Origin of the sequence: Streptomyces sp. NPDC096105 (assembly GCF_044763335.1) — a bacterium.
Taxonomy (GTDB): Bacteria; Actinomycetota; Actinomycetes; order Streptomycetales; family Streptomycetaceae; genus Streptomyces.
This window is the reverse complement of the sequence record NZ_JBIWGC010000004.1, coordinates 191,634-216,802: the sequence shown is the minus strand read 5'-3', so window position 1 is coordinate 216,802 and position 25,169 is coordinate 191,634. Positions and strand designations below refer to the sequence as shown.

General features: G+C 74.3%; 23 protein-coding genes and 1 pseudogene. 7 read left to right on the top strand and 17 right to left on the bottom strand.

All coding sequences use genetic code 11. The features are described 5' to 3' along the window. Positions 1-223 precede the first annotated feature (223 nt). Together ACIQ8B_RS08850 and ACIQ8B_RS08845 are read left to right on the top strand one after the other, a co-directional pair. Positions 224-886: a bifunctional DNA primase/polymerase gene (locus ACIQ8B_RS08850; RefSeq protein WP_403546262.1), complete on the top strand. Its 663-nt coding sequence runs from the start codon at positions 224-226 to the stop codon at positions 884-886. A gap of 69 nt (positions 887-955) precedes the next feature. Further along, a pseudogene (locus ACIQ8B_RS08845) lies at positions 956-1,340 on the top strand (ATP-binding cassette domain-containing protein); the annotation flags it as partial. A gap of 232 nt (positions 1,341-1,572) precedes the next feature. Here the strand turns inward: ACIQ8B_RS08845 and ACIQ8B_RS08840 are convergent. Together ACIQ8B_RS08840 and ACIQ8B_RS08835 are read right to left on the bottom strand one after the other, a co-directional pair. Then, positions 1,573-2,451: an alpha/beta fold hydrolase gene (locus ACIQ8B_RS08840; protein ID WP_403546261.1), complete on the bottom strand. Its 879-nt coding sequence runs from the start codon at positions 2,449-2,451 to the stop codon at positions 1,573-1,575. 556 nt (positions 2,452-3,007) lie between these two features. Further along, positions 3,008-3,700 carry a metal-dependent transcriptional regulator gene (locus ACIQ8B_RS08835; protein WP_106413727.1) on the bottom strand — a complete coding sequence of 231 codons (693 nt, stop codon included), beginning with the start codon at positions 3,698-3,700 and terminating at the stop codon, positions 3,008-3,010. 231 nt (positions 3,701-3,931) lie between these two features. Between ACIQ8B_RS08835 and ACIQ8B_RS08830 the strand changes: the two genes are divergently transcribed. After that, the gene (locus tag ACIQ8B_RS08830) at positions 3,932-4,687 is read left to right on the top strand and encodes an SIS domain-containing protein (protein WP_403546260.1); all 756 of its coding nucleotides are present in this window, start codon (positions 3,932-3,934) and stop codon (positions 4,685-4,687) included. A gap of 310 nt (positions 4,688-4,997) precedes the next feature. Here the strand turns inward: ACIQ8B_RS08830 and ACIQ8B_RS08825 are convergent, their stop codons facing one another. Together ACIQ8B_RS08825 and ACIQ8B_RS08820 are read right to left on the bottom strand one after the other, a co-directional pair. Continuing rightward, a complete protein-coding gene (locus ACIQ8B_RS08825) occupies positions 4,998-6,392 on the bottom strand; it encodes a PAS domain-containing protein (protein ID WP_403546259.1) in 1,395 nt (464 codons plus the stop codon). A gap of 540 nt (positions 6,393-6,932) precedes the next feature. Beyond that, entirely contained in the window at positions 6,933-8,033 is a 1,101-nt protein-coding gene (locus ACIQ8B_RS08820; protein WP_106413724.1) for a citrate synthase 2, read from the bottom strand. A 304-nt stretch (positions 8,034-8,337) separates the two neighbouring features. Here ACIQ8B_RS08820 and pdxH point away from each other — a divergent pair, with 304 nt between their 5' ends. Both pdxH and ACIQ8B_RS08810 read left to right on the top strand, forming a co-directional pair. Beyond that, positions 8,338-9,006 carry a pyridoxamine 5'-phosphate oxidase gene (gene pdxH / locus ACIQ8B_RS08815; protein ID WP_290001373.1) on the top strand — a complete coding sequence of 223 codons (669 nt, stop codon included), beginning with the start codon at positions 8,338-8,340 and terminating at the stop codon, positions 9,004-9,006. Then, entirely contained in the window at positions 9,003-9,161 is a 159-nt protein-coding gene (locus tag ACIQ8B_RS08810; protein WP_403546258.1) for a hypothetical protein, read from the top strand. The genes pdxH and ACIQ8B_RS08810 overlap by 4 nt, the downstream gene beginning before the upstream one ends. A 10-nt stretch (positions 9,162-9,171) precedes the next feature. On the opposite strand, the gene ACIQ8B_RS08805 is transcribed toward ACIQ8B_RS08810, so the two are convergent. The 9 genes from ACIQ8B_RS08805 to ACIQ8B_RS08765 all read right to left on the bottom strand — a co-directional run bounded on the left by ACIQ8B_RS08805 (position 9,172) and on the right by ACIQ8B_RS08765 (position 19,937). Beyond that, a complete protein-coding gene (locus ACIQ8B_RS08805) occupies positions 9,172-9,729 on the bottom strand; it encodes a hypothetical protein (RefSeq protein WP_403546257.1) in 558 nt (185 codons plus the stop codon). A gap of 34 nt (positions 9,730-9,763) precedes the next feature. Continuing rightward, on the bottom strand, positions 9,764-10,378 hold the full coding sequence (locus ACIQ8B_RS08800) for a TetR/AcrR family transcriptional regulator (protein ID WP_403546256.1): 615 nt from the start codon (positions 10,376-10,378) through the stop codon (positions 9,764-9,766). Then, on the bottom strand, positions 10,366-11,100 hold the full coding sequence (locus ACIQ8B_RS08795; protein ID WP_403546255.1) for an enoyl-CoA hydratase family protein: 735 nt from the start codon (positions 11,098-11,100) through the stop codon (positions 10,366-10,368). The genes ACIQ8B_RS08800 and ACIQ8B_RS08795 overlap by 13 nt, the downstream gene beginning before the upstream one ends. Then, the gene (locus tag ACIQ8B_RS08790; protein WP_403546254.1) at positions 11,097-12,713 is read right to left on the bottom strand and encodes a 4-coumarate--CoA ligase family protein; all 1,617 of its coding nucleotides are present in this window, start codon (positions 12,711-12,713) and stop codon (positions 11,097-11,099) included. The genes ACIQ8B_RS08795 and ACIQ8B_RS08790 overlap by 4 nt, the downstream gene beginning before the upstream one ends. Positions 12,714-12,753: 40 nt before the next feature. Next, the gene (locus ACIQ8B_RS08785; RefSeq protein ID WP_290001390.1) at positions 12,754-13,926 is read right to left on the bottom strand and encodes an acyl-CoA dehydrogenase family protein; all 1,173 of its coding nucleotides are present in this window, start codon (positions 13,924-13,926) and stop codon (positions 12,754-12,756) included. 81 nt (positions 13,927-14,007) lie between these two features. Further along, entirely contained in the window at positions 14,008-15,852 is a 1,845-nt protein-coding gene (locus ACIQ8B_RS08780) for a biotin carboxylase N-terminal domain-containing protein (protein WP_403546253.1), read from the bottom strand. A gap of 7 nt (positions 15,853-15,859) precedes the next feature. Continuing rightward, positions 15,860-17,458, bottom strand: coding sequence for an acyl-CoA carboxylase subunit beta (locus ACIQ8B_RS08775; RefSeq protein WP_290001394.1), 1,599 nt, complete (start codon positions 17,456-17,458; stop codon positions 15,860-15,862). Then, complete coding sequence (locus ACIQ8B_RS08770; RefSeq protein ID WP_403546252.1) at positions 17,455-19,146, bottom strand: acyclic terpene utilization AtuA family protein; 1,692 nt, start codon at positions 19,144-19,146, stop codon at positions 17,455-17,457. The genes ACIQ8B_RS08775 and ACIQ8B_RS08770 overlap by 4 nt, the downstream gene beginning before the upstream one ends. After that, positions 19,143-19,937 carry a TIGR03084 family metal-binding protein gene (locus tag ACIQ8B_RS08765; RefSeq protein ID WP_403546251.1) on the bottom strand — a complete coding sequence of 265 codons (795 nt, stop codon included), beginning with the start codon at positions 19,935-19,937 and terminating at the stop codon, positions 19,143-19,145. The genes ACIQ8B_RS08770 and ACIQ8B_RS08765 overlap by 4 nt, the downstream gene beginning before the upstream one ends. Before the next feature lie 94 nt (positions 19,938-20,031). Here ACIQ8B_RS08765 and ACIQ8B_RS08760 point away from each other — a divergent pair, with 94 nt between their 5' ends. Next, positions 20,032-20,325 (top strand): type II toxin-antitoxin system RelE/ParE family toxin, encoded by a 294-nt coding sequence (locus ACIQ8B_RS08760; protein WP_403546250.1) that lies wholly within the window; start codon positions 20,032-20,034, stop codon positions 20,323-20,325. On the opposite strand, the gene ACIQ8B_RS08755 is transcribed toward ACIQ8B_RS08760, so the two are convergent. Together ACIQ8B_RS08755 and ACIQ8B_RS08750 are read right to left on the bottom strand one after the other, a co-directional pair. After that, positions 20,309-21,013 carry a hypothetical protein gene (locus ACIQ8B_RS08755; RefSeq protein WP_403546249.1) on the bottom strand — a complete coding sequence of 235 codons (705 nt, stop codon included), beginning with the start codon at positions 21,011-21,013 and terminating at the stop codon, positions 20,309-20,311. The two genes, ACIQ8B_RS08760 and ACIQ8B_RS08755, sit on opposite strands and share 17 nt — an antisense overlap. A gap of 79 nt (positions 21,014-21,092) precedes the next feature. Next, a complete protein-coding gene (locus ACIQ8B_RS08750) occupies positions 21,093-22,049 on the bottom strand; it encodes an EamA family transporter (RefSeq protein ID WP_403546248.1) in 957 nt (318 codons plus the stop codon). Positions 22,050-22,285: 236 nt separating this feature from the next. Between ACIQ8B_RS08750 and ACIQ8B_RS08745 the strand changes: the two genes are divergently transcribed. Continuing rightward, positions 22,286-22,738 carry an NUDIX domain-containing protein gene (locus ACIQ8B_RS08745; RefSeq protein ID WP_366252452.1) on the top strand — a complete coding sequence of 151 codons (453 nt, stop codon included), beginning with the start codon at positions 22,286-22,288 and terminating at the stop codon, positions 22,736-22,738. 24 nt (positions 22,739-22,762) lie between these two features. Here ACIQ8B_RS08745 and ACIQ8B_RS08740 read toward each other — a convergent pair whose 3' ends face one another. Next, positions 22,763-22,900 (bottom strand): hypothetical protein, encoded by a 138-nt coding sequence (locus tag ACIQ8B_RS08740; RefSeq protein WP_403546247.1) that lies wholly within the window; start codon positions 22,898-22,900, stop codon positions 22,763-22,765. Positions 22,901-22,931: 31 nt separating this feature from the next. After that, positions 22,932-24,989 (bottom strand): restriction endonuclease, encoded by a 2,058-nt coding sequence (locus tag ACIQ8B_RS08735; RefSeq protein WP_403546246.1) that lies wholly within the window; start codon positions 24,987-24,989, stop codon positions 22,932-22,934. Positions 24,990-25,169 lie beyond the last annotated feature (180 nt).

Below are 25,169 nucleotides of genomic sequence, written 5' to 3'. Positions count from 1 at the left end.
ACGTCCGGCCGGGAGGATCAATGCCCCGTCGAGATACCGACAATGCGGGACATGTGAGAATTGCCGGGGTATCGACGGTTGCCGACCCCCCTCCTGGTTACCCCGTCGCGGTGGCGGTTCCTCCCGCGCGCCCCCATGGATGCACCCATGCGCCCCGGACACGGGTCCGGTGCCCCTCCCCCGCGCATTCGGCAGGGCGTAACCCCTGGTGACGGGAGTAGTTGTGTTCATCGTGGAAGAGACGATCGCGGGCGCCGACGCCGTACAGATCCCGACGCAGCGCGGGGAATCGCTGCTGGAGACCGCCGTGCGCTATGCCGAGGAGCGCCACTGGGACGTGGTGCCGGGCACCTGGACCGAGGTCGTCGACGGGATGCACGCCTGCTCGTGCGGTGACGCGGCGTGTTCCGCCCCCGGCGCGCACCCGGCGGGACCCGACTGGGCGGACCGGGCGACCGGGAGTGCCGGCGCCGCGCGCCGGATGTGGCAGCAGCGGCCCGGCGCCTCGATCCTGCTGCCCACCGGGCGCGCCTTCGACGCGATCTCCGTGCCGGAGACGGCCGGTCTCCTGGCGCTGGCGCGGATGGAGCGGATGCGCCTCACGCCCGGCCCGGTGACCCGGACGCCGCACCGGCGCACGGAGTTCTTCGTGCTGCCCGGAGCGGCGGCGAAGCTCCCGGATCTGCTGCGCGCGCTGGGCTGGACGGCGTCGTCGCTCGATCTGGCCGTCCTGGGCGAGGGGGCGTACGTGACCGCGCCGCCGACCCGGGTCGGGCGCCACGGTGCCGTGCAGTGGGTCCGCCGGCCGACCCAGGAGAACCGCTGGCTGCCGGACGCGGAGGAGCTGGCGCCGGCGCTCGCGTACGCCTGCGGCCAGAACCGGTGACGGAGGCTCACTCCCCGGGTCCGCGTGCCGCGTTGGTCTCCGCGTAGGCTCCGGGCGACGGAGGAAGACGTGGTGGGGGCTGTCGCCGTACGCGCGCAGGGGCTGTGGAAGCGGTTCGGGAGCAGGTCGCCGTCGGCGGGATCGACCTGGAGCCGCCCGCGGGGCGGTCCGTCGGCCCGGCCGGGCCGAACGGCGCCGGGAGGACGACCGCCCTGTCCCTGGTGACGGGGCTGCTGCGCCCGGACCAGGGCACCGGCGAGATCGCCGGCCACGACGTGTGGCGCGACCGGGTTCAGGTGAGAGCCCGGTCGGTGTCCTCCAGGGGGGACTTCGCCCCTTCGAGCGGTTGTCGGGGCGCGAACCGCTCGCCTGTGCCGGCCGGTCGCGCGGGCTGCCCGGCGAGGAGGCCGACAAGCGGGCCGCCCGACTGCTCGACGTGCTCGGCCCGGGTGGCCTCCGCCTCGCCGTGCCCCGGACGGCGGCCCGCCTCCCGGAGGTCGTCACGGCCGTCGGCAAGGGGCGGGCGGGGCGCCCGCGCACGCCGGGCGACGCCGTCCCCCGTGGGCTCCGGCGGGCCGGGGCGGTCCTGGTGCGGGACGGCCCCCGGCCGGCCCGGTCAAGACCGGCGGCGGCACAGCGGCGTACCGTGGCCCCTCCCCGGGCATCACCGCCGGCCCTCGCCGGCCTCACGCCGCGTCGAGGGAGGCCAGGAAGGGTTCGATGGCGGCGAGCCAGGCTTCGGGCTGGTCGTAGTGGACGAGGTGGCCGGCGTCGGCGACCTCGGCGTACTGGCCGCGGGGGAGGACGCGGACCATCTCCTGGGCCTCGGCGCGGCCCAGTTCGCCGTCCAGGCCGCGGACCACCAGGGCGGGGCAGCGGACCTGGGCCAGCTCCTCCCAGTGGGCGTCGTGGACCCAGGTCTCGCGGGAGCGGAGCATCTGGTCGGGGTCGAAGACGGGGCGCCAGCCGTCGGAGGACTCGGCCATCACCTCGACGTAGAACTCGCCCCGGGCCGGATGGGGCCGCTCCACCCAGGGGTCGTCCTCGCCGAACCACTTCCGTACGTCGGCGAGGGTGGCGAAGGGGACCGGCCAGGACGTGAACCACTCCGCCCACTCGCGCTGCGAGGCGCCCCCGAGGGCGGAGGCCCGCATGTCGCAGATGACCAGGCCACGGACCAGGTCGGGGCGTTTGGCGGCCAGCTGCCAGGCGGTCAGCGCGCCCATCGCGTGGCCGATCAGGACGGCGGGGCCGAGGCCGAGCTGTTCGAGGGCGGCCTCGGCGTCGTCGACGTAGGCGTCGCGGCTGAAGGCGCCCTCCGGGGGCTTGTCGCTGCGGCCGTGGCCGCGCTGGTCGAGGGCGACCGCCCGGTGCCGCGCGGAGAGCCGGCGGGCGGTGGACGCCCAGTGCGAGGCGCGGCCCATCAGGCCGTGCAGTAACAGCACGCCGGGCGCGTCCGGCGCGGTTCCTCCCCCGGGGCCGGGTCCGGCCTTGGCCGGGTCGCCGAACTCCCAGGCGGCCAGGCGTACGCCGTCCGCCCCCGTCACGTCGATGCGTCGCGCCATGGTCCTGGCACCCCCCAAGCTCGCTGCCTGCCCACTGCCTGCCGCCGGCGCCCCGGCTCGCGCCGGCCGCCGGCCTCTGCCTGTTGCCATTGCCGCACGTTATCGAATGAGTATTCGAGAATGCCCTTTTGCCCGCCAACACCCCTCGTTCGAGTGACCCCGCTCGGGATTTGACCGCCGTGGCCCGGGGGAGATCTTCAGCGGGAGGCGGACCGCTCGGGGAAATCGGTCCGAGGGGAATGACCCTGAGAGCTCGGGGCTCCGGGTCAGCACAGGGGAGGACAGGCCCCGGCGCCGTGCGGCGCCGGGGCTCCTCACGTGGTCACGGCACATCGTCCCGTCCCTCCCCGGCCCGGGCGGCGTCCGCGTCGCCGGGCCAAGAACCCCTCAGGTCATATGCCTCACGCGACAGCCTCGCACGTCGGCCCGGCGACCGCTGCGATTCGGCGCAACGAGGACGCGACGGTGCCGGATCCGGCGCGTTCCCGACCGGCGGGCGTGAACCGCTCGTCCCACCGGTCACGGCCCCGGCCGTTCCCCCCGCCGGCGGCCGGCGTCAGGGCTTGGCGACGAAGACGTGCGAGGCGACCTCCGCCTCCAGCTCCGCCGCCTCGCCGCTGCTGCCCACCAGCACGCCGCCCGCGGACTCCGTCACGCTCACCACCGAGCCGGGCTGCACACCCGCCCGGCGCAGCGAGTACATCAGCTGCGCGTCCGTCTGGATCGGCTCGCCGATCCGGCGCACCACGACCGTCTTGCCCTCGGCGCCCGGGTCGAGGTCGGCCAGCGACACCATGCCCTCGTCGAGGAACGGGACGGCGCCGTCGGTCTCGCCCAGCTCCTCCAGTCCCGGGATCGGGTTGCCGTACGGCGACTCGGTCGGGTGCCGCAGCAGCTCCAGGACGCGGCGCTCGACGGCCTCGCTCATCACGTGCTCCCAGCGGCACGCCTCGGCGTGCACCTGCTCCCACTCCAGACCGATCACATCGACCAGGAGACACTCGGCGAGGCGGTGCTTGCGCATCACGCGGGTGGCCAGCCGGCGGCCCTCCTCCGTGAGCTCCAGATGGCGGTCCGGGGCGACGGACACCAGGCCGTCGCGCTCCATCCGGGCCACCGTCTGGCTGACCGTCGGCCCGCTCTGGTCGAGCCGCTCGGCGATCCGGGCGCGCATGGGGACCACACCTTCCTCCTCCAGCTCGAGGATGGTGCGGAGATACATCTCCGTGGTGTCGATCAGTCCGGACATACTTGCCCCTTGATGAGATCTGCGGATTGGCTCTGCCGGAAGGCTGGACGACTCACCGGCGTGTGCGCTGGCCCGATACCCAATTCTTACGCATACGACGGACAACCGGGCCGCGCCTCGGAAACACGGGGGGCCGGCCACCGGGAGAACGGCCGTCCGGGCACCGTATTGACACGGCAGCGGTCCGGACCGCACGGTGATCCGCGACAGGTCCGCCCCGAAGGGAGCCGCATGAGCGACCGCACGCCCGCCGGTCAGTTCCTCGACGCCGCGATCGGGCTGTTGCGGCGGCTCCGCGACGAGGAGGACGGGCCGATGGCGGCCGCGGGCACGATGATCGCGGACACGGTCGCCGACGGCGGACGGCTCTTCGCCTTCGGCGCGGGCCACTCCTCGCTCGCCGCGCAGGACCTCGTCTACCGCGCGGGCGGACTCGCCCTGATGAACCTGCTCACCGTGCCGGGGGCCGTCGGCGTCGACGTCAGGCCGGCGACGCTGGGGTCCGCACTGGAGCGGGTGGACGGGCTGGCGGGTGTGGTGCTGGACTCCTCCCCGCTGCGGGAGGGCGACCTGCTGGTGATCATCTCCCTGTCCGGGCGCAACGCGCTGCCGGTGGAGATGGCGGTGAAGGCGCGCGCCAAGGGCGTGAAGGTGATCGGCGTGACGTCGGTGGCGTACGCGGCACGGACGACGGCGCGGAACCCCTCCGGGACGTTCCTCAAGGACCACTGCGACCTGGTGCTGGACTCGGGGGTCACGGTCGGCGACGCCGAGCTGACCTGGGAGGGCGTGCCCGCGCCGTTCGCGCCGGCGTCCACGGTCGTCACCTCGGCGCTGCTGCAGGCGGTCATGGCCACCGCCGCGGCCGCCCTCGCCGGCCGCGGCATCGAGCCGCCCCTGCTGCGCTCGGGCAACGTCGACGGCGGCCACGACTGGAACGCCCACGTGCTGTCGGAGTACGGCGACCGGATCTTCTACCAGCATTGAGCCCGGTACGCCGCGGGCCACACCGGGGCAGTCACCCCGACGTCCCGGCGCCCCGGCCGCGTGCGCGGGGCACGCGTGGGTCCGCGCCCTACGGCCGGGGCGGTCCTGAGCCGCCGCGTCCCGGCGTCTCGAGAACCGCGCCCTGCAGCCCCGGTCACCTCGGCAGCCCTTGCGCCCGAGCCACCGCCTCGGGCACGTCCGCGGCGGAGCCACCGCTGCCGTACGTGACGGCGCGATCACGGCCGCCGGCTCGCGGACCTCCGCGTCACCGCCGCGCCTCGGACGGCTGCCCGTGGGCCCGGCCCGCGCCTCACCGCTCCCCGGGCAGCAGCGACGCCAGGTCCAGCGCCGTGGCGATGTGCGCCGCGACGTCCTCCGCGTACACCGCGTCGGCGCGTTCGAAGGCGGTGCGGTTCGACGTGCGCAGAAACGTCACGGCACCGAGGGTGCGACCGCGGCTGCGGAGGGCCGTGCACAGGGCGTGGACCGTGTCCTTCGGCCATTGGCGGGCCAGCGCCCACTCCCGTGCCGCGTCCCCCTCGAGCGAGCCCGCGCCGGCCCGCACCGACCCGGCGCGCTCCACGCACTGCAGCGCCGGGTGCCCGTCGGCGTAGAGCGCCGGGAGCCCCGCCCTGCCGTCCAGGCGACTGGGGCCCGAACCGCCGGAGGGGGTCTCGGCGATCCGCACCAGCCGCACCCGGCCGGCGTCGGCCCCGCCCTCGGCGACCCGGTCGATCAGGGCGTGGTCGGCGAAGCCGGCGAGCGCGAAGTCCAGGTGGACGGTCACCGCCTCGGCCGGGTCCTCGCACTCCGCCGCCGCGCGGGCCGCCCGGTGCAGCTGCTGGGCGCGGAACCGCAGCAGCGACGCCTCCTGCTCGCCCTGCCGCGACTCGGTCACGTCCTGGAACAGCCAGCCCACTCCCAGCGGCACCGGCTCCTCCGCGAGCGGTGACGACAGCCGCACGAACCCGTTCCGCCAGCACCTCCGGCGCTCGCCCTCCGGCGTCCGCACGGTCACCCACAGCTCGGCCGGCGCGGGCGGCGCGCCCTCGGCGAGCACATGGGTGAGCGCGCTCTCCAGCTCCTCCACGCCCTGGGCCAGCAGCTCCCCCAGCGGCCGCCCCAGCACCGACGTGCGCCCCGCGCCGAGCGCCCGCGCGGCATGCGCGTTGACCACGGCGGGACGCAGGTCGGCGTCGACGAGGACGACGCCCCAGCTCGCGTCCTCCAGCAGCGCCTCGCTCAGCGCGATGGACCGCTCCAGGTCGATCTGCGCGTGCACCTCGCTGAACGCGCAGTAGACCCCGGCGGGCCTGCCGTCGGGGCCGCGTACGGCGGCGGACTGGGTGCGCACCAGCACGCGGCGGCCGTCCTTGGTCAGCAGCGCGAACTCGTTCACCTGCCGGCCGGGCGCGTCCATGGCCGACATCAGCCGGGCCTCGACCTCCTCGGCGTCCGCGCTGCGCACGGCCCACCCGGCGAGCCCGGCCCGGCCCACCGCCTGCTCGGCGGTCCAGCCGAGGATGCGCTCGGCCTCGCGGTTCCAGTGGGTCACCACGCCGTCCGCGTCGAAGGCGCACAGCGCGGCGTCCATGCCGTCGAGCAGCGCCGCGAGCAGGTCGGAGCCGGCCGGCCCCTCCCGCTCGGGTCCGGGCCCCTCCGGCCCGAGCTCGTCGGTGGCCCCACTACGCCGGGATGCACTCACCTGAACCCCCTGCAGGCTGTGTCCGCACGTACGGCACGACGATTCGCTCACCAACAATCATTCAACTTGAACGTGACTCAGCGCACATCGAGTTCCCGACAAGACGAGGGGAATTGTTGCCCGCCTCCGTGTACCCACGCCTTCACGAGGCAAAAGACCTCACGCGGCGGCCGGGGCACGACGAGGAGGCGGCCGACCGGGCGGCGCACGCCGGCGTGCACGGGACGCACGGCGGACGCGCGGACGGTGCCGCCGGGAGGCCGGCACGAAAAAGTGGTTGATCCGGCGGCGGGTGGTTTCTTAGGGTGGCGGTACTTCGGAAAGGAGGTGGTTCGGCAGATGTATGACAACCGGACGGAAGAGGTGGCTGCGGGCTAGTGGCCCGTCGTCGTACTCGGTTCGGCGCCGGACCGGCGTGCACGAGATGCACGCAGCCGGCCTAATCCAACGCAGTCACCCGACCCGCGAGTCGCCGGTAACGTCCGGCCGGCTCCCCCGAGGGGGAACCAGACTCGCGGGTCGCCTGCGTTCCCGGACCGGTCAGCGGGCGAGGGACGTGTAGCCCTCGATCTCGCGCGGGTCGCGCGAGCCCGGGCCCACGTAGCGGGCCGACGGGCGGACCAGACGGCCCGTGCGCTTCTGCTCCAGGATGTGCGCCGACCAGCCGGCGGTGCGGGCGCAGGTGAACATCGACGTGAACATGTGGGCCGGCACCTCGGCGAAGTCCAGCACGATCGCGGCCCAGAACTCCACGTTCGTGGCCAGCACCCGGTCCGGGCGGCGGGCGTGCAGCTCGGCCAGGGCGGCCTTCTCCAGCGCCTCGGCGACCTCGTAGCGCGGCGCGCCCAGCTCACGGGCGGTGCGGCGCAGCACGCGGGCGCGCGGGTCCTCCGCCCGGTAGACGCGGTGGCCGAACCCCATCAGGCGCTCGCCCTTGTCGAGGGTCCGCTTGACGTACGCCTCGGCGTCCCCGGTGCGCTCGATCTCCTCGATCATGTGCAGCACGCGCGAGGGCGCGCCGCCGTGCAGCGGGCCGGACATGGCGCCGACGGCCCCGGAGAGGGCGGCGGCGACGTCCGCGCCGGTGGAGGCGATGACGCGGGCGGTGAACGTGGAGGCGTTCATGCCGTGCTCGGCGGCCGACGTCCAGTACGCGTCGACGGCGGCGACGTGCTTGGGGTCGGGCTCGCCGCGCCAGCGGATCATGAAGCGCTCGACGACCGACTCGGCCTTGTCGATCTCGCTCTGCGGCACCATCGGCAGCCCCTGGCCGCGCGCCGACTGGGCGACGTACGACAGGGCCATGACGGCGGCGCGGGCGAGGTCCTCGCGGGCCTGCTCGGCATCGATGTCGAGGAGCGGTTTCAGGCCCCACACGGGGGCGAGCATGGCGAGCGCGGACTGCACGTCGACGCGTATGTCGCCGGAGTGCACGGGGATGGGGAACGGCTCGGCGGGCGGCAGTCCGGGGGCGAACGCCCCGTCGACGAGCAGCCCCCACACGTTGCCGAAGGAGACGTGCCCGACCAGATCCTCGATGTCGACGCCCCGGTAGCGCAGGGCACCGCCCTCCTTGTCCGGTTCGGCGATCTCCGTCTCGAACGCGACGACTCCTTCGAGCCCGGGTACGAAGTCGGACATCAGCGGCTCCTCTGCGGTGGGTGACAGATGGTGTTGTGGGGTGGGACGACCATGTGTCGTGGCGCGGTCGGCGTGGGTCCGGGGGATCCGCGGTCGGCTCGGGTGGACTCGCGGTCGTGGACGTCACCCCTGTGATGCCCGGCTGGCGGTCACCCAACCGGATCAGTGCCAGCACGATATCCCTGAGTGCCAGTTTTGGGGAGGGTTCGCGGCACTGAGTGCCATCCGTGAGCTTGGGCACCACCCGTCCGTGACGTGGGCCACCCGCCCCTCGGGGCCCGTGGGGATACGGCAGGATGACGGCGTGACCGACCGAGACGCCGTCCCCCTCGATCTCGCCTCGATGCGCAAGCAGTACCGGACCGAGGGGCTCTCCGAGACCGACCTCGCCGCCACCCCCGTCGAGCAGTTCGCGCGCTGGTTCGCGCAGGCCGCGCGGGAGGGCGGGCTGTTCGAGCCGAACGCCATGATCGTGTCGACCGCGGACGCGGCGGGCCGGCCCAGCTCGCGCACGGTGCTGCTGAAGCACTTCGACACGAGCGGGTTCGTCTTCTACACCAACTACGACTCCCGCAAGGGCCGCGACCTGGCCGGGAACCCGCACGTCTCGCTGCTGTTCCCCTGGCACCCGGTCGCCCGGCAGGTCATCGTCACCGGCACGGCGCGGCGCACCGGCCGCGCCGAGACGGCCGCGTACTTCCGCACCCGGCCGCACGGCTCCCAGCTGGGCGCGTGGGCCAGCGGGCAGTCGACGGTGATCGCCTCCCGCGAGGAGCTCGACGCGTCCTACGCCGAGCTGGCGGCACGCTACCCGGAGCCCGAGCGGGTGCCGGTGCCGCCGCACTGGGGCGGGTTCCGGGTGACCCCGGAGACGGTGGAGTTCTGGCAGGGCCGCGAGAACCGCCTCCACGACCGCCTGCGGTACGTCGCCGTGCCCGGCGGGGGCTGGCGGGTGGAACGGCTCGCGCCGTGAGCGGGCGGAAGGCCGGCGGACCTGACGGGAGCACGGAGCTCCCGCTGAGCGAGGCAGCGTCCGAGGCCCGCGCGCTCGCCGCGCGCGGCGACGTCACGGTGGAGGACGTCGTCCCCGCCCTCCACTCGGTACGCGAAGCCCGTGAGCGGACGTGATCGCGCGCCCTCAGAGCGTGCCCCAGAGGTACACCGTCCGGTGGCCGTCGAGCAGCCCGGCCACCCGGGCGCGGAAGGCGTCGGTGAGCGGGGGCCAGTTCCAGAACTCGAAGCCCAGGCAGCCGAAGGCGAGCGGGGCCTCGTCCCAGCCCCAGTCCGGGACGGCGACGGCGACCGCGCATGCGGGGCAGTCGACGGTCGCGGCGCCGGTGTCGTACCACGTCCGCATGGCGGCGGAGAAGCGGGACCACGTCCCCTTCTCGAGAGGCGTCGGGACGCCGCAACGCGGACAGATCGCGGCGCCGGGCATGTCCGCACCGCTGGTGAAGCCCGTACGGACGGTGTGGACGGCGAGTCCGTCCGAGGGCTCGAAGTCCCGGTCGCCGGCCACCGCACGATCCCAGTGCGGCCCCGGCGGATGTCCCAAGGGCTGTCCGAGCACGCAGTCCGTGCGTTCCGCGAGGACCACGCCCTCGGCCACCAGCCGGTCCATCACCCGCCCGGCGAGCCGGGCGGCGTCCGCTCCGCCGGCGTCGAGGTCGACGAGCGTCTGAAAGGAGTCACCCACGCGCACACCGTAGGTGACGCCGCTGACGGGACCCTCAGCCCAAGGCGTCGTCCAGCAGGTCCGCCCACTGGGCGACCACCCGGTCGCGGCGGGCGGCGTCGTCGGTGAGGAGGGTGGCGAGGCCCAGGCCGCGGGCCATGTCGAGGAAGCCCTGGACGGTCTCCCGGACGCCGGGGCGGGACTCGTCGGCGCCGAGGAGCTCCACGGCGATGCGGTGCGCGTCGCGCCCGACGCGCAGCTCCAGCTCGGTCACCCGCGGCCGCAGCTGCTCCTCGTTGGACGCGGCCACCCACAGGTGCAGGGCGGCGCGGAACAGGGGGCCGGTGTAGAGGCCGACGAGGGCGGCGACCACCGCCCGGCGGTCGTGGGCGGCGGCGCCGTCGGGGAAGAGGGCGCGCAGGGCCGTGGAGCGTTCCTCGGCGACGTACTCCACGGCGGCCGTGAACAGGTCCTCCCGGGTCGGGAAGTGGTGCTGGGCGGCGCCCCGGGAGACGCCCGCGCGTTCGGCGACGACGGAGACCGTGGAGCCCGCCCAGCCGTGTGCGGCGAGGCAGGCCACGGCGGCCTCCAGCAGCCGCTGCCGGGTGGCCCGGCTGCGGTCCTGCTTGGGGAACCGTCCGGCACGGTCGGCCGTGCTCACACCACCCATTCCGGATCCCGTCGTTCGAGGAACGCCGTCATGCCCTCGCGTGCGGGCGCGGAGGCGAAGAGGCGGGCCGAGAGCGCGGTCAGGGTGTCCGCGTCCCGGTCGAAGGTCTCCAGCACCCTAGCCGTGAGCAGCCGTTTCGTCTCGGCGAGGGCCTCGGGGGCGGACCGGCGCAGCCCGTCGAGGACCGGGGCGAGGGTCTCGTCGGCGTCGTCGCCGGCCGCGGTGAGCAGGCCGATGCGGGCGGCCTCGTCCGCGTAGAAGCGTTCCCCCGTGAGGTAGTGGCGGGCCAGGGCCCGCGGGTCGGTGCGGGGCAGCAGCGGCAGGGAGATCACCGCCGGGGCGACCCCGATGCGCACCTCGGTGAAGGCGAACGTCGACGCGCGGGAGGCGACGGCGATGTCGCAGGCGGCGAGCAGCCCCAGGCCGCCCGCGCGGACGTGCCCGGTGATCCGGGCGACGACGGGTTTGGGCAGTTCGACGATCTGCCGCAGCAGGCTCACCAGCGCCTCAGGGGCGGGTGGGTCGCGCAGGTCCGCGCCCGCGCTGAACGTGGTGCCGGTGTGGGTGAGGACCACCGCGCGGACGCCGGTGTCCTTCCCGGCGTCGGTGAGCGCGGCGGCGAGGTCGCCGACGAGGGCGGCGGACAGGGCGTTGCGGCGCTCCGGGGCGTCGAGGGACAGGGTCTCGACGCCCCGGGTGCGTCGGCGGCCGATCAGGGTCACGAGGGCTCCTCGTGCGCCGCCCTCAGTTCGCGGCGCAGGATCTTTCCGGAGGCGGCGCGGGGCACGCCGTCGGTGAAGGTGACGTGCCGGACCCGCTTGTACGGGGCGACGCGTCCGGCGACGTACGTCATGACCTCGCCCTCGGTGAGGTCCGGGGCGGAGGGGTGGCGGACGACGAAGGCGTGCGGGACCTCGTTGCCGTCCTCGTCGTGGACGCCGATGACGGCCGCGTCGGCGACGCCGGGGTGGGTGAGCAGCAGCGCCTCCAGCTCGGCGGGCGCGACCTGGAAGCCCTTGTACTTGATGAGCTCCTTGACCCGGTCGACGACGAACAGCCAGCCCTCCTCATCGACGTGACCCACGTCCCCGGTGTGCAGCCAGCCTCCCCCACTCTCGGCTCCGCTCGAGCGGGAGGTGCCCCCACTGTCGATCATCGCGGCGGTGGCGTCGGGGCGCCCGAGGTAGCCCTTCATCACCTGCGGGCCGCGGATGAGGATCTCCCCGGACTCGCCCGGCCCGAGGTCCTTGCCGGGATCGTCGAGGGAGACGATCCGCATCTCGGTGCCGGCGATGAGCTTGCCGACGGTGCCGGGCGGGGCCTCCGCCATGAGGTCCAGCGGGACGACGTGGGTGCCGGGCGACAGCTCCGTCATGCCGTACGCCTGGCCGACCGGCGGCAGGCCGAGCCGTTGCGCGCAGGCGGCGGCGAGGTGCGCGTCCAGGGGCGCGGCGGCGCTGATGACGTGCTTCAGGGAGGAGAGGTCGTACGCGGCGACGAGCGGGTGCTTGGCGAGGGCCAGCACGATCGGCGGGGCGACGTACAGGGCGGTGATGCGGTGGTTCTGGACGGCGGCGAGGAACGTCTCCAGGTCGAAGCGCGGCAGCACGACGACGGTGGCGCCCTGCCGCAGCGGGGCGTTCATCAGCGCGGTGAGGCCGTAGATGTGGAAGAACGGCAGCACGGCGAGGATGCGGTCGCCGGGACCCGCCGTGATGGACGGCTGGAGCTGGGCGAGGTTGGTGGCGATCTGCCGGTGGGTGAGCATCACGCCCTTGGGGACGCCGGTGGTGCCGGAGGAGTACGGCAGCGCGGCGACGTCCTCGGCCGGGTCGATGTCGACGACCGGCTCGGGGGCCGTGCAGGCGAGCATGTCGATCAGGGAGCGGTGTCCGGGCGCGCTGTCGCAGACGAAGATCTCCTCGACGCCGCCCGCGAGTTCGGCGGCTCTGCGCGCGCTGTCCAGCAGGGGGGACACGGTGACGATCCAGCGGGCCGCGCAGTCTTCGAGTTGCTTGGCGAACTCCTCGGGGGTGGCCAGGGGGTGCACGGTGGTGACGGAGGCGCCCGCGCGGGTGGCCGCGTAGAAGGCGGTGGGGAAGGCGATCGTGTTGGGGCTGTGCAGGGCGAGCACGTCCCCCTTGCGCACGCCCGCCTCGGCGAGTCCGGCGGCGACCCGCCGGTGGAAGCGGTCCAGCTGTTCGTAGGTGAGGGTGGTGCCGTCGGTGCCGTCGATCAGGGCCGGGACGCTCCCGAACTCGGCGGCGCGCGCGAGCACCGCCTCGTGGATGGGGAGTTCGACCGGCGTGACGTCTGCGTAGTCGCTGCGGAACATGGTTCCTCCAAGACGGCCGGGAGGCGTGCCGGTCGCGTGTCTAGTACGACTTGGGCAGGCCGAGGGTCTGGTGGGAGACGTAGTTGAGAACCATCTCCCGGCTCACCGGCGCGATACGGGACACGCGCGCGGCCGTGATCAGCGAGGCGAGCCCGAACTCACGGGTGAGGCCGTTGCCGCCGAGGGTGTGCACGGCCTGGTCGACGGCCTTCACACAGGCCTCGGCCGCCGCGTACTTGGCCATGTTGGCGGCCTCCCCCGCGCCGATGTCGTCACCGGCGTCGTAGAGGTGGGCGGCCTTCTGCATCATGAGGCGGGCGAGTTCGAGGTCGATGTGCGCCTGCGCGAGGGGGTGCGCGATGGCCTGGTGGGAGCCGATGGGCGCCTTCCAGACGGTGCGGTCGCGGGCGTACTCGACGGCGCGGGACAGGGCGAAGCGGCCCATGCCGATCGCGAACGCGGCCGTCATGATGCGCTCGGGGTTCAGCCCGGCGAACAGCTGGAGCAGACCGGCGTCCTCTCCCCCGCCTCCGCCCACGAGCGCGTCGGCGGGCAGCCGTACGTCGTCGAGGACCAGCTCGAACTGCTTCTCCGCGGCGCTGAGTTCCATGTCGATCTTGTGGCGCCGGAAACCCGGGGTGTCGCGCTCCACGATGAACAGGCAGGGCTTGAGGCGCCCGGTGCGGGCGTCCTCGGTGCGGCCGACGACGAGCGTGGCGTCGGCGATGTCCACACCGGAGACGAACACCTTGCGGCCGGTGAGCAGCCAGTCGCCGGTGGCGGGGTCACGCCGGGCGGTGGTGGTGATGCGGTGGGAGTTGGAGCCGGCGTCGGGCTCGGTGATGCCGAAGGCCATGATGCGGGTGCCGTCGGCGAGGGCGGGCAGCCAGTCCCGCTTCTGCTCCTCGGAGCCGAAGCGGGCGATCACCGTGCCGCAGATGGCCGGGGAGACCACCATCAGCAACAACGGGCAGCCCGCGGCGCCGAGTTCCTCCAGGACGATGGAGAGTTCGGAGATGCCGCCGCCTCCGCCGCCGTGCTCCTCCGGGAGGTTGACGCCGAGGAAGCCGAGTTCGGCGGCCTCCGCCCAGAGTTCGGTGGCGGGCCTGCCTTCCTCCACGGTGCGGGTGAAGTATGCGCGGCCGTATTTGTGGCCCAGAGCGGACACCGCCGCGCGGAGGGCCTTGTGTTCCTCTGACTCGATCACCGGCATGCGGGCTCCTTGGGAGGAGGGGCTGGGAGTCGTGGGCGGGTGCGGGTTCGTCGTGGCTGGTCGCGCAGTTCCCCGCGCCCCTCAGGAGGTTTCCTCCACCACCGCCAGGAGGGCGCCGAGCCCCACCTGCTGGCCCGGGGTCGCGTGGAGGGTGGTGAGCGTTCCTGCCACGGGCGCCGTGATCTTGTGCTGCATCTTCATCGCCTCCAGCCAGAGCAGGGGCCGGCCGGCCTCCACGTCCGCGCCCTCCGTGACGCCCTCGGCGATGCGGACCACCGTGCCGGGCATCGGGGCGAGGAGGGAGCCGGGGGCGTGGTCGGCCTCCGGGTCGGGGAAGCGGGGCAGGGCGGTCAGCGCCGTGGTGCCGACGTACACGCGGTCGCCGTGGCGGCCGACCTCGTAGCGGCGCCGTACGCCGTCGGTCTCCAGGATCACCAGGGACGCGTCCGCGTGCACGACCGTCACGCCGTCGGCCGCGAGGCCGGTGCGGGTGTGGCGGTAGCGGACCTCGTGCTCCTCGCCGTTCATCGCGTACCGCTTGACCTGCGGCTGCGAGGGCACGTTGCGCCAGCCGCCGAAGCGGGAACGGCCGTGCGCGTCGGCGAGGGCGGCGGCGAGCGGGGCGTACGGGTCGGGGGCGGACGTGGTGAGGGCGGCCAGGTGGCGGTCGTAGAAGCCGGTGTCCATGCGGCCCTGTGCGAACTCCTCGTGGCGCAGGGAGCGAACGAGGAGGTCGCGGTTGGTGACGGGGCCGTGGATCACCGCGCGTTCCAGGGCCGCGGCGAGCTTGCGGACCGCCTCGGCGCGGGTGGGGGCGTGGGCGACGGCCTTGGCGAGCATCGGGTCGTAGTGGACGCCGATGTCGTCGCCGTCGGCGTAGCCCGTGTCGAGGCGGACGGCGCCGGGGACGGCCAGGCGGTGCAGGCGGCCGGTCTGCGGGGCCCAGTCGTGGGCGGGGTCCTCGGCGTAGAGGCGGGCCTCGACGGCGTGGCCGCGCGGGGCCGGCGGCTCGGGGTCCAGGGCGTGGCCCTCGGCGACCCGGATCTGCTCGGCGACCAGGTCGACACCGAACACCTCCTCCGTCACCGGGTGTTCGACCTGGAGCCGGGTGTTCATCTCCAGGAAGTGCGCCCGGTCGCCGGCGACCAGGAACTCCACGGTGCCGGCGCCGGCGTAGCCGGCCGCGCGGGCGGCACGGACGGCGAGGGTGTGGAGTTCCTCGGTGAGCGCGGCGGAGAGGCCGGGTGCCGGGGCCTCCTCGATCACCTTCTGGTGCCTGCGCTGGAGGGAGCAGTCGCGGGTGCCGAGCGTCCACACCGTGCCGTGGGTGTCGGCGAGGACCTGCACCTCGACGTGGCGGCCGTTCTCCAGGTACGGCTCGACGAACACCTCCCCGTCACCGAAGGCGCTCGCGGCCTCCGCGCGGGCGGCGGCGAGTTCGGCGTCCAGGTCGGCGAGGTCGCGCACCACGCGCATGCCGCGTCCGCCGCCGCCCGCCGCGGCCTTCACCAGCACCGGCAGGTCGGCCTCGGTGACGTCGGTGAGCGGCGCGACGCCCATGAGCCGCTTGGCGCGCGTCTTGGACGCCATCGCCTCGATCGCCTCCGGCGGCGGGCCGATCCACACCAGCCCGGCGTCCTGGACGGCGCGCGCGAAGCCGGCGTTCTCGGAGAGGAATCCGTAGCCGGGGTGCACGGCGTCCGCGCCGGCCGCGAGGGCGGCCTTCACGATCAGGTCGCCGCGCAGGTACGTGTCGGCGGGCGCCGAGCCCGGGAGCCGTACGGCGGTGTCGGCGACGCGCGTGTGCAGGGCGTTCCCGTCGGCGTCGGAGTGCACGGCGACAGTCGCGATGCCGAGGTCGCGGCAGGTGCGGGCGATGCGGCAGGCGATCTCGCCGCGGTTCGCGACAAGCACGGAAGCAATCACTGGGGCCTCACATCCGGAAGACGCCGAAGCCGCCGCGCGCGCCCTCGTAGGGCGCGGTGTGCACGGCGGACAGGCACAGGCCGAGGACGGTGCGGGTGTCGCGCGGGTCGATGACGCCGTCGTCGTACAGCCGCCCGGACAGGAACATCGGCAGGGACTCGGACTCGATCTGCTGCTCCACCATGGCGCGCAGCGCCGCGTCCGCCTCGTCGTCGTACGGCCGGCCCTTCGCGGCGGCCGACTGACGGGCGACGATCGACAGCACGCCGGCGAGCTGCTGCGGGCCCATGACGGCGGACTTGGCGCTGGGCCAGGCGAACAGGAAGCGCGGGTCGTACGCCCGCCCGCACATGCCGTAGTGGCCGGCGCCGTAGGAGGCGCCCATGAGGACGGACAGGTGCGGGACGCGGGAGTTGGAGACCGCGTTGATCATCATCGCGCCGTGCTTGATGATGCCGCCCTGCTCGTACTCCTTGCCGACCATGTAGCCGGTGGTGTTGTGCAGGAACAGCAGCGGGATGTCGCGCTGGTTCGCCAGCTGGATGAACTGGGCCGCCTTCTGCGACTCCTCGCTGAAGAGGACCCCCCGCGCGTTGGCGAGGATGCCGACCGGACAGCCGTGCAGGGACGCCCAGCCGGTGACCAGGCTGGCGCCGTACAAGGGCTTGAACTCGTCGAAGTCGGAGGCGTCGACGATCCTCGCGATCACCTCGCGCGGGTCGAAGGGGATCTTCAGGTCGCCGGGGACGATGCCCAGCAGCTCCTCCGGGTCGTGCACGGGCGGCTCCGCGGGACCCGGATCGGGGTACGCCTTGCGGTGGTTGAGGCGGGCGACGACCCGGCGGGCCTGGCGCAGCGCGTCCGGCTCGTCCACGGCGAAGTGGTCGGCGAGACCGGAGACGCGGGCGTGCATGTCCGCGCCGCCCAGGGACTCGTCGTCGCTCTCCTCGCCGGTCGCCATCCTCACCAGCGGCGGGCCGCCGAGGAACACCTTCGCCCGCTCCTTGACCATGATCGTGTGGTCGGACATGCCGGGCACGTACGCGCCCCCGGCGGTGGAGTTGCCGAAGACGACGGCGACGGTGGGGATGCCGGCGGCGGACAGCCGGGTCAGGTCCCGGAAGACCGCGCCGCCGGGGATGAAGATCTCCTTCTGCGAGGGAAGGTCGGCGCCGCCGGACTCCACCAGGCTGATCACGGGCAGCCGGTTGGCGAAGGCGATCTCGTGGGCGCGCAGCGCCTTCTTCAGCGACCAGGGGTTGCTGGCCCCGCCGCGCACCGTCGGGTCGTTGGCGGTGATCAGGCACTCCACGCCCTCGACGACCCCGATGCCGGTGACCAGGGAGGCACCGACGGCGTGGTCGCTGCCCCAGGCGGCCAGCGGGGACAGCTCCAGGAACGGGGTGTCGGGGTCGAGCAGCAGCTCGATGCGTTCGCGGGCGAGCAGCTTGCCGCGCTTCCGGTGCCGCTCGACGTACTTCTCGCCGCCGCCCGCGAGGGCCTTGGCGTGCTCGGCGTCGAGCTCGGCCAGCTTGGCGAGCATGGCCTCGCGGTGCTCCCGGTGGTCAGGGTCGGACGGGTTCAGGGCGGACGCGAGGACCGTCACAGGAGCACCTCCGGGATGTCGGCGTGGCGGGAGCGCAGCCACTCCCCCAGCGCCTTGGCCTGCGGATCGAAACGGGCCTGCGCGGCGACGCCCTGGCCGAGGATGCCCTCGACGACGAAGTTGAGGGCGCGCAGGTTCGGCAGCGCGTGCCGGGTGACGGGCAGGCCGCGGGCCTCCGGGATCAGCTCCCGGAACCGTGCGACGGTCAGCTCGTGCGCGAGCCACCGCCAGGCGTCGTCGGTCCGCGCCCACACGCCGACGTTGGCGTTGCCGCCCTTGTCGCCGCTGCGGGCGCCGACGACCCGGCCGAGGGGCGCGCGGAGGGTCGGCCCCGGCGGCAGCGGCTGCGGACGATGTGGCTCCGGTACGTCGCCGAGGGCGGCGGTGTCCTGGGGCGGGTCCACGGTGATCCTGCGCCCGTCAGGGAGGACGGCCACATGGTCGACCTCACCATGGGGGACGTACACATCCTCGAAGACCCCATAGGGGAAGCCCTTCCCCGGTGGCGCCACCACATGGAACCCGGGGTAGCTGGCCAGCGCCAGCTCGATGGCGGCCCCGCTGAGCACCCGTCCGGCCTTCTGCTGGTCCGGGTCCCGCACGACGAGCCGCAGCAGCGCGCTCGCGGTCTCCTCCGTGCCGGCGTCGGCCCGGTCGGTGCGCGCGAGTTCCCAGCGGACCTCGGCGGGCGGTGACGCGGCGAGGGCGTCCCTCATCTGCTCCCGCACGAGCGCGGCCTTCGCGTCGATGTCGAGCCCGGTGAGCACGAACACGACCTCGTTGCGGAACCCGCCGAGCCGGTTCAGCCCGACCTTGAGCGTGGGCGGCGGGGCTTCCCCGCGCACCCCCTCGACCCGCACCCGGTCGGGCCCCTCCTGGGTGAGCCGCACGGTGTCCAGCCGCGCGGTGACGTCCGGCCCGGCGTACCGGGCGCCGCCCGTCTCGTACAGCAGCTGCGCGGTGACCGTGCCGACGTCGACGAAGCCGCCGGTGCCGGGGTGCTTGGTGACGACGCACGAGCCGTCGGGGTGGATCTCGGCGAGGGGGAAACCGGGCCGGCGCAGGTCGCGGGGGTCGTGTTCGGCGAAGAACGCGTAGTTGCCGCCGGTGGCCTGCGCCCCGCACTCCAGCACATGCCCGGCGACGACCGCGCCCGCCAGCCGGTCGTGGTCGGCGGGCTTCCAGCCGAAGTGCGCGGCGGCGGGCCCGGTGACCAGGGCGGCGTCGGTGACCCGTCCGGTGACCACCACGTCGGCGCCGGCCCGCAGGCACTCGGTGATGCCGAAGCCGCCGAGGTAGGCGTGGGCGGCGAGGCTGCCGGGGTGCCGGGCGGTGAGGTCGTCGCCCTCGACGTGGGCGACCCGTACGGGGACGCCCAGCCTGCCTGCCAAATCCCGTACGGCGTCCGCGAGTCCGGCCGGATGCAGCCCGCCCGCGTTGGTGACGATCCGGACGCCCTTCTCGTGCGCGAGGCCGAGGGTGTCCTCCAGTTGCCGCAGGAAGGTGCGGGCGTATCCGGCGGACGGGTCCTTCAGGCGGTCCCGGGCCAGGATGAGCATGGTCAGCTCGGCGAGGTAGTCACCGGTGAGGACGTCCAGCTCCCCGCCCGTCAGCATCTCGCGCAGGGCCTCGGCCCGGTCGCCGTAGAAGCCGGAGAAGTTGCCGACGCGCAGGGGTGCGGCCGTCACGAGGCGTCCCCCTTCGGCTCCCGCCCTCCGCCGGGCGGACCGGCGAAGGCCTGCGCGATGTCCAGCCAGCGGTCGGCGTCGGGGCCGTCGGCGGTCAGGGCGAGGTCGGCACGGTGGGCGCGCTGGGTCACCAGGAGGCAGAGGTCGAGGGCGGGGCCGGTGACGCGTTGCGGGGCGTCCTCGGGGCCGTACGCCCAGACGTCACCGTCCGGTCCGGTGAGTTCGACGCGGAACGGGTCGGCGGGCGGAGTGAGTCCGTGGACGCCGTACGCGAAGTCGCGGGTGCGGACGCCGAGTCGGGCGATGTGCCGCAGCCGGCCGGTGGCCGCGCGCTCCACGCCCAGCGCGTCCGCCACGTCCAGGCCGTGCGCCCAGGTCTCCATCAGGCGGGCGGTGGCCATCGAGGCGGCGGACATCGGTGGCCCGTACCAGGGCAGCCGGACCCCGGACGGCACGGCCCGCAGCGCCTTGTCGAGCGCGTCCCGCCCCGCCCGCCAGCGCTCCAGCAGCACGTCCGGCGACACCCGGGCGCCCTCCTCCGCACCCTCGTCCACGAAGGTGTGCGGGGCGGCGAGGGCGGCCTCGACCAGCTTCTGGAATCCGTCCGCGTCGGTGGCGGCGACGAGCGCCGCGTGGTCGGTCCAGGCGAGGTGCGCGATCTGGTGGGCGACGGTCCAGCCGGGGGCGGGTGTCGCCAGCGCCCACCGCTCGGGGCCGAGACCGGCCACGAGCCGGTCCAGCTCCTCGCTCTCCTCCCGCAGATCGTCGATCACAGGCGTCGGATCGGACACGAGGCGCTCCCCTCGGGGCACGGACACGGCGGCGGCGTGCGGGGCGGACGGGGGGAGCATGGCAGGGGGGCGAGAAACAAGCAAGCATGCTTGCATGATTCTTTCGACGGGCCGATCGCCGCCGAGGGACGTGCTGGACTGGATCAAGACGCTCGCCAAGGAGGACCCCGAGAGCCGCCCGCACGTCACAGCCGCCCTGGAGCGGCTTCAGGAGGTGGGTCCGGCGTTGCGGCGTCCGACGGCCGACGCGATCGGGAGGGGCCGCTGCCGCAACACGCGGGAGTCACGTCCACGCAGCAGCGGATCGGCCGGCATCAGGATGCTGTTCGTCCTCGCCCCCGAGCGACGGGCGACGGCGGTGGGCTCCGGGCTCACGCCCCGGGCGTGAAGGCGACGTCGGTGAGGTCACGTTCCAGGACGACGCCCTGGTGGCCGTAGGTGCGGATCGAGGGCACCTTCAGCAGCAGGCAGAAGCGGTCGGTGGAGGCGACCGTGTCCGCTATCCGGCGGTACGAACGGCGGAGGAAGTGGAGGGCGGCGTGGTTGGTGAGGGCGGTCTGCCCGCAGACCAGGATGACGGGACGCTCGCCGCCGGGAGCGGTGAACTTGGCGAGAAGGACGTACTCCTCGTTGCCGCTGTCCCGGCGGTGGAGCACCCCGCCCGCCTCGAACGCCAGCGGGTGCTCCGGGTGGGTGTAGGGGTGGAACGTGACGCCGGGCAGGGTGTGCGCGACATGACCCGCGCTCCGGGCGTTCGACCCGAGCGGGCCTCCGATGCAGAACTCGGGCCTGTTGCCGTTGCTCCCCCGGAAGTCGTCGCTGCGGACGACCTCGACCTCGCACTCCAGGCTGTGGCTGAGAACGGCCGCCTCGATCATCGCCTGGACGTCATGGTGGTGCGTGGTGCCCGGAGCGCCGTACTTGTTGTTCATCACGATCAGGCACGTGTCGCCGGGACGGGCGCCGACCACGCGCATCCGCAGCCGCAGGTCCCGGTTGTGCCTGCCGCGCTGCCACAGCCACACCGCCAGGCCGCTCAGACAACTGGCGAGCAGCCCCAGCACGAGATCGCCCAACGCCCCCGCCAGCATGCCGCTCCCCCCTGTGCGTGCCCGTACCCTACCCGGCCGCGCGACGGGCGACGCCGCGCCCGCCTCAGGAGCCGCCCGCGGTCTTCCTGTTCCTCCTCCGCCCCACCTGCGTCCGCACCGCGCCCATGCTCGCCGCGATGACCAGGGCGATGGCGGCGGCCTCCGTCGCGGCGAGGGCCTGGTCGAGGACGAGGAAGCCGGCGGCGGCCGCGAGGGCCGGTTCCAGGCTCATCAGGATCGCGAAGGCCGACGCGGGCAGCCGTCGCAGCGCGAGGAGCTCGAGGGTGTAGGGCAGGACGGACGACAGCACCGCGACCGCCGCGCCCAGCGCGAACGTCGTCGGGTCGAGCAGCTTGGTGCCGGACTCCAGGACGCCCAGCGGCAGGAACAGCACCGCCGCCACCGCCATGGCGAGGGCCAGCCCGTCCGCCTGCGGGAAGCGGCGCCCGGTGCGCGCGCTGAAGACGATGTACGCCGCCCACATCGCCCCGGCGCCCAGCGCGAAGGCGACGCCCAGCGGGTCGAGGCCGCTGAAGCCTCCGCCGCCGAGGAGGAACACGCCGGCGAGGGCGAGCGCGGCCCACACGAGGTTGACCGCGCGCCGGGAGGCCAGCACGGAGAGGGCGAGCGGCCCCAGGACCTCCAGGGTGACCGCGGGGCCGAGCGGGATGCGGGCGACGGACTGGTAGAAGAGGCCGTTCATCGCCGCCATCGCGAGGCCGAAGGCGATCACCGTGCCCCAGTCGGTCCGCGAGTGCCCGCGCAGCCGCGGCCGGCACACCACCATCAGCACCAGCGCCGCGACCAGCAGCCGCAGGGTGACCACCCCGAGCGCGCCGGCGCGCGGCATCAGCGTCACCGCGAGCGCCCCGCCGAACTGCACCGAGATGCCGCCGGCCAGCACCAGCCCGACCGGTCCCAGGGCGCCCCGGCGGCCGCCCGGGGCGCCGGCCTGCGCGGGGGCGGGACCGTGGCTCTGCCCGGGTGCGGTGGACGGGGTGGCGGCGCTGGGGGTGGTCACGGTGCCTTCCAGGGAGGTAGGAGACGCGAGAGGTGATGCACGACTGCACCGAGTGTGCACCTTGATGGACCCACGGGTCCAGCGTATTGGACTACGTCAGTACCGTGAAGCGTTTATATGCCTGACGATGCGGCCCGTGTCCCGTCCGGGTCAACTCCGTCCACGGTGCGGACGTCCCACCCGGTACGGTTCCCCCTGGTGACACCCCGTCCGCTCCCCCTATCAGCCGAGGCCCCGTGCGACGACTCCTGGTCCGTGTCTGGCGACTCCTGCGCCCGCTGCAGAGCCGCATCATGTGGCTGCTGCACGCCAAGTTCGTGGTCGGCGTGACGGGTGTGGTGCGCGACGACGAGGGGCGGGTGCTGCTGCTCCGGCACCGGATGTGGCCGCCCGGCCGCCAGTGGGGCCTGCCGAGCGGCTTCGCGCGCAAGGGCGAGGACTTCCGGGCGACCGTGGTGCGCGAGGTCAAGGAGGAGACCGGCCTCGACGTGGAGGCCGGCCGCCTGGTCATGCTGAACAGCGGCCTGCGCACCCGTATGGAGGTGGCCTTCGAGGCCCGCCTGCTCGGCGGCGAGCTGCGCCTGGACCCCTTCGAGATCCTCGAGGCCCGCTGGTGCGAACCGGACGCCCTCCCCGAGGGCGTCCAGCCGGTCTGCCACCCCCTCGTCCGGGGCGAGACGACGCCCTGACCCGGCGGGGCGCGCCCGGGGGCCTCAGCGGGGTACGCCCAGGGCGTCCAGCCGCTCGTGCATGACCTCCGGCGGGAGGCTCGGGATGCGCAGGGCCGAGGCGGCGGTCTCCGGGCCGTCGCAGGCGCGCAGCAGCAGGCCGAGCGGCAGGGCGGGGTGCACAGCCGCCGTGCCGCGCCGCCCGCCGCGTGGCCTACCGCACCTCGATGCCGAAGTCCTGCACCAGTTCCTCCAGGCCGCCCCGGTAGCCCTTGCCGCCCAGGACGAAGTCCCAGTCGCCGTTGGCCCGGCGGCGGAACGAGCCGAGGACCAGGGCCGTCTCCCCCGCCCGGCCGTCGGACACCTCGAGCCGGCCCAGTTCGGTCAGCCCCGGGTCGAGCAGGCGGATGCGGGCGTCGGTGAAGCCCACGAGGTCGGCGTGGGGGTTCACCTCCGGGTCGACGGCGGCCACGAGCACGAAGCGGTCGGCCTCGTCGGGCAGCGCGTCGAAGGCGACGCGGATCGCGGCCTTGTCGGGTGCGGTGGCGGGGAGGGCGCGCACCGCGCCGTCCGGCGTCCCCGGGTTGTTGAAGAAGACGAAGTGGTCGTCGCCGAGCACCCGGCCGCCGCGGCAGACGAGGGCGCACACGTCCAGGGCGACGCTGCCGGACCAGCTCATGCCCAGGACGTTGTAGTCGTCGGGCAGCCGGTCGTCGTCCGGGTCCGCCGGGCGGGCCGGGCCCGTGCTCCCGTCCCCCAGCCGTCCCCGCAGACCGTGCCGGTGCAGCAGGTCGACGAGCTCGGGGCCCGGGACGAGCTCCAGCGGCTTGCCGTTGGCGAAGGCGTGCGAGCCGGGGCCGAAGCCGGACGTCGTCACGAGGACGCCCTTGTTGGCGCCGGCGTCCTGCACGGTGCCGTAGAGGTCGCGCACGGCGGTCGGCGGCACGGTGTTCCGGTAGCGCTTCACCTGGACGACGATCTTGCCGCCCCGGATCGGGGCGGGGTCCAGGGCGTCGACGTCCACGCCCCCGTCGTGGGAGCGCTGGGTGGTGACCGCCTGCATGCCCATGGCGCGGAAGAGGTCGGCGACCAGGTTCTCGAAGGCGACCGGGTCCATCGCGAACAGGTCCGGGTCCTCGTCGTCGCCGTGGGCGACGACCCGGTTGCCGACGTCCTGCGGCCGACGGGCCGGCCGTACGGCCGCGAGCTGGTCGGGGCGCGCCGAGACCTGACCGCGCAGCGCGTCGGCGAAGCAGCTCTCCGGGTCCACCTGGACCAGGTGCAGCTCCTGGAACGCGGCGCGCTCGGCCATGACGGTGGCGAGGACGATCTGCCCCGGCCGGCCCGTCGTGGGGTCGTGCCCGTCGACGAACCCGTTGAGGGCCACCGACTCCAGCGCGCCCTGCTCGTCCGCGGCGAACAGCTCGTGCAGCACGAGCAGCATGCACTGGGCCAGGACCTCCTTGTACAGCGCGCGCCGCTGGCCCGCCGGGCGGGGCGTCTCCTTGTCCTGGTCCACGCTCGGCATGTACCGGACGGCCTTGGTCTCCGGCACCACGTCGTAGGCGGGCAGTTCCCAGTCCAGGACGAGCTGCCCCGCGGCCGGGTCGTAGGCCGCGGCCACCTGGCGCGGGAACCCTTCGGGCCAGGCCGTCGAGGAGTACAGGGCGGCGGAGAAGTACTCGACCACGGCGTCCGGCTCCCGGCGGCGCACGCCCTCGACGGTCGCGGCGACCCCGGCGTTGTGCCGGCGCACCTCGGCCAGCCGGGCGTCGGCCCACTCCTGGTACTGCCGCTGGTAGGCGGCGAGTTGCCGCTGCCGCTGCGCCTCGGCGGCCTGCGCGGCGTGCCAGTCCCGCTCGAAGCGCGCCCGTGCCTCCGCCTGCGCCTGGGCCCGGCGGTTCGCGGTCCAGCCCCCGCCCTGGGGCTGGTAATCACGGGCGTCCGGCATCGGCACCGGCCGGGCGAGCGGGCCCGGCGCGAACGGCTGCACGGTCTCCGGCCGCAGCAGGGCGGCGGCCCGGAAGGGCGGGGCCTGGCACCCCGACGCGAGGAGCGCCCGCAGGGACGCGACCCGCGCGTCCAGCTCCTCCGTGCGCCGGAGGGCCTCCGCCTTCCGGTACTCGCGGTGATCGCGCTCGACGCGCCGCTGATGGGCCCGCGCCCGCTGCTCCTCCTGCCTGCGCCGCCTGGCGTCGGCCTCCCGCTGACGCTGCTGCTGCCGTTGCATCTCGGCCCAGACGCCGACGAAGCCGGTGGAACGACGACTCATGTGCTGCGGGCCCCCCAAGCACTCCGGCTGTCCCCACAACCAGGTATGACGGGACGACTCTAGCCACCATCCGATGCCCCGCACACCGGCTTGACACGGGCCGGCGGCGGTCCGGTCCCCGTCGAGGGCACGCGCCGGATAATCAGCGGCCGGCCGGCGGCCCCCTTGTTAGGGTGCGCC

Bases quoted from the DNA above. Each gene is read 5' to 3' on its own strand.
- ACIQ8B_RS08840 (WP_403546261.1), bottom strand. From the start codon at position 2,451: ATGGCGCGACGCATCGACGTGACGGGGGCGGACGGCGTACGCCTGGCC.
- ACIQ8B_RS08835 (WP_106413727.1), bottom strand. From the start codon at position 3,700: ATGTCCGGACTGATCGACACCACGGAGATGTATCTCCGCACCATCCTC.
- ACIQ8B_RS08830 (WP_403546260.1), top strand. From the start codon at position 3,932: ATGAGCGACCGCACGCCCGCCGGTCAGTTCCTCGACGCCGCGATCGGG.
- ACIQ8B_RS08820 (WP_106413724.1), bottom strand. From the start codon at position 8,033: ATGTCCGACTTCGTACCCGGGCTCGAAGGAGTCGTCGCGTTCGAGACG.
- ACIQ8B_RS08800 (WP_403546256.1), bottom strand. From the start codon at position 10,378: ATGGGTGGTGTGAGCACGGCCGACCGTGCCGGACGGTTCCCCAAGCAG.
- ACIQ8B_RS08790 (WP_403546254.1), bottom strand. From the start codon at position 12,713: ATGTTCCGCAGCGACTACGCAGACGTCACGCCGGTCGAACTCCCCATC.
- ACIQ8B_RS08785 (WP_290001390.1), bottom strand. From the start codon at position 13,926: ATGCCGGTGATCGAGTCAGAGGAACACAAGGCCCTCCGCGCGGCGGTG.
- ACIQ8B_RS08760 (WP_403546250.1), top strand. From the start codon at position 20,032: ATGATTCTTTCGACGGGCCGATCGCCGCCGAGGGACGTGCTGGACTGG.
- ACIQ8B_RS08735 (WP_403546246.1), bottom strand. From the start codon at position 24,989: ATGAGTCGTCGTTCCACCGGCTTCGTCGGCGTCTGGGCCGAGATGCAA.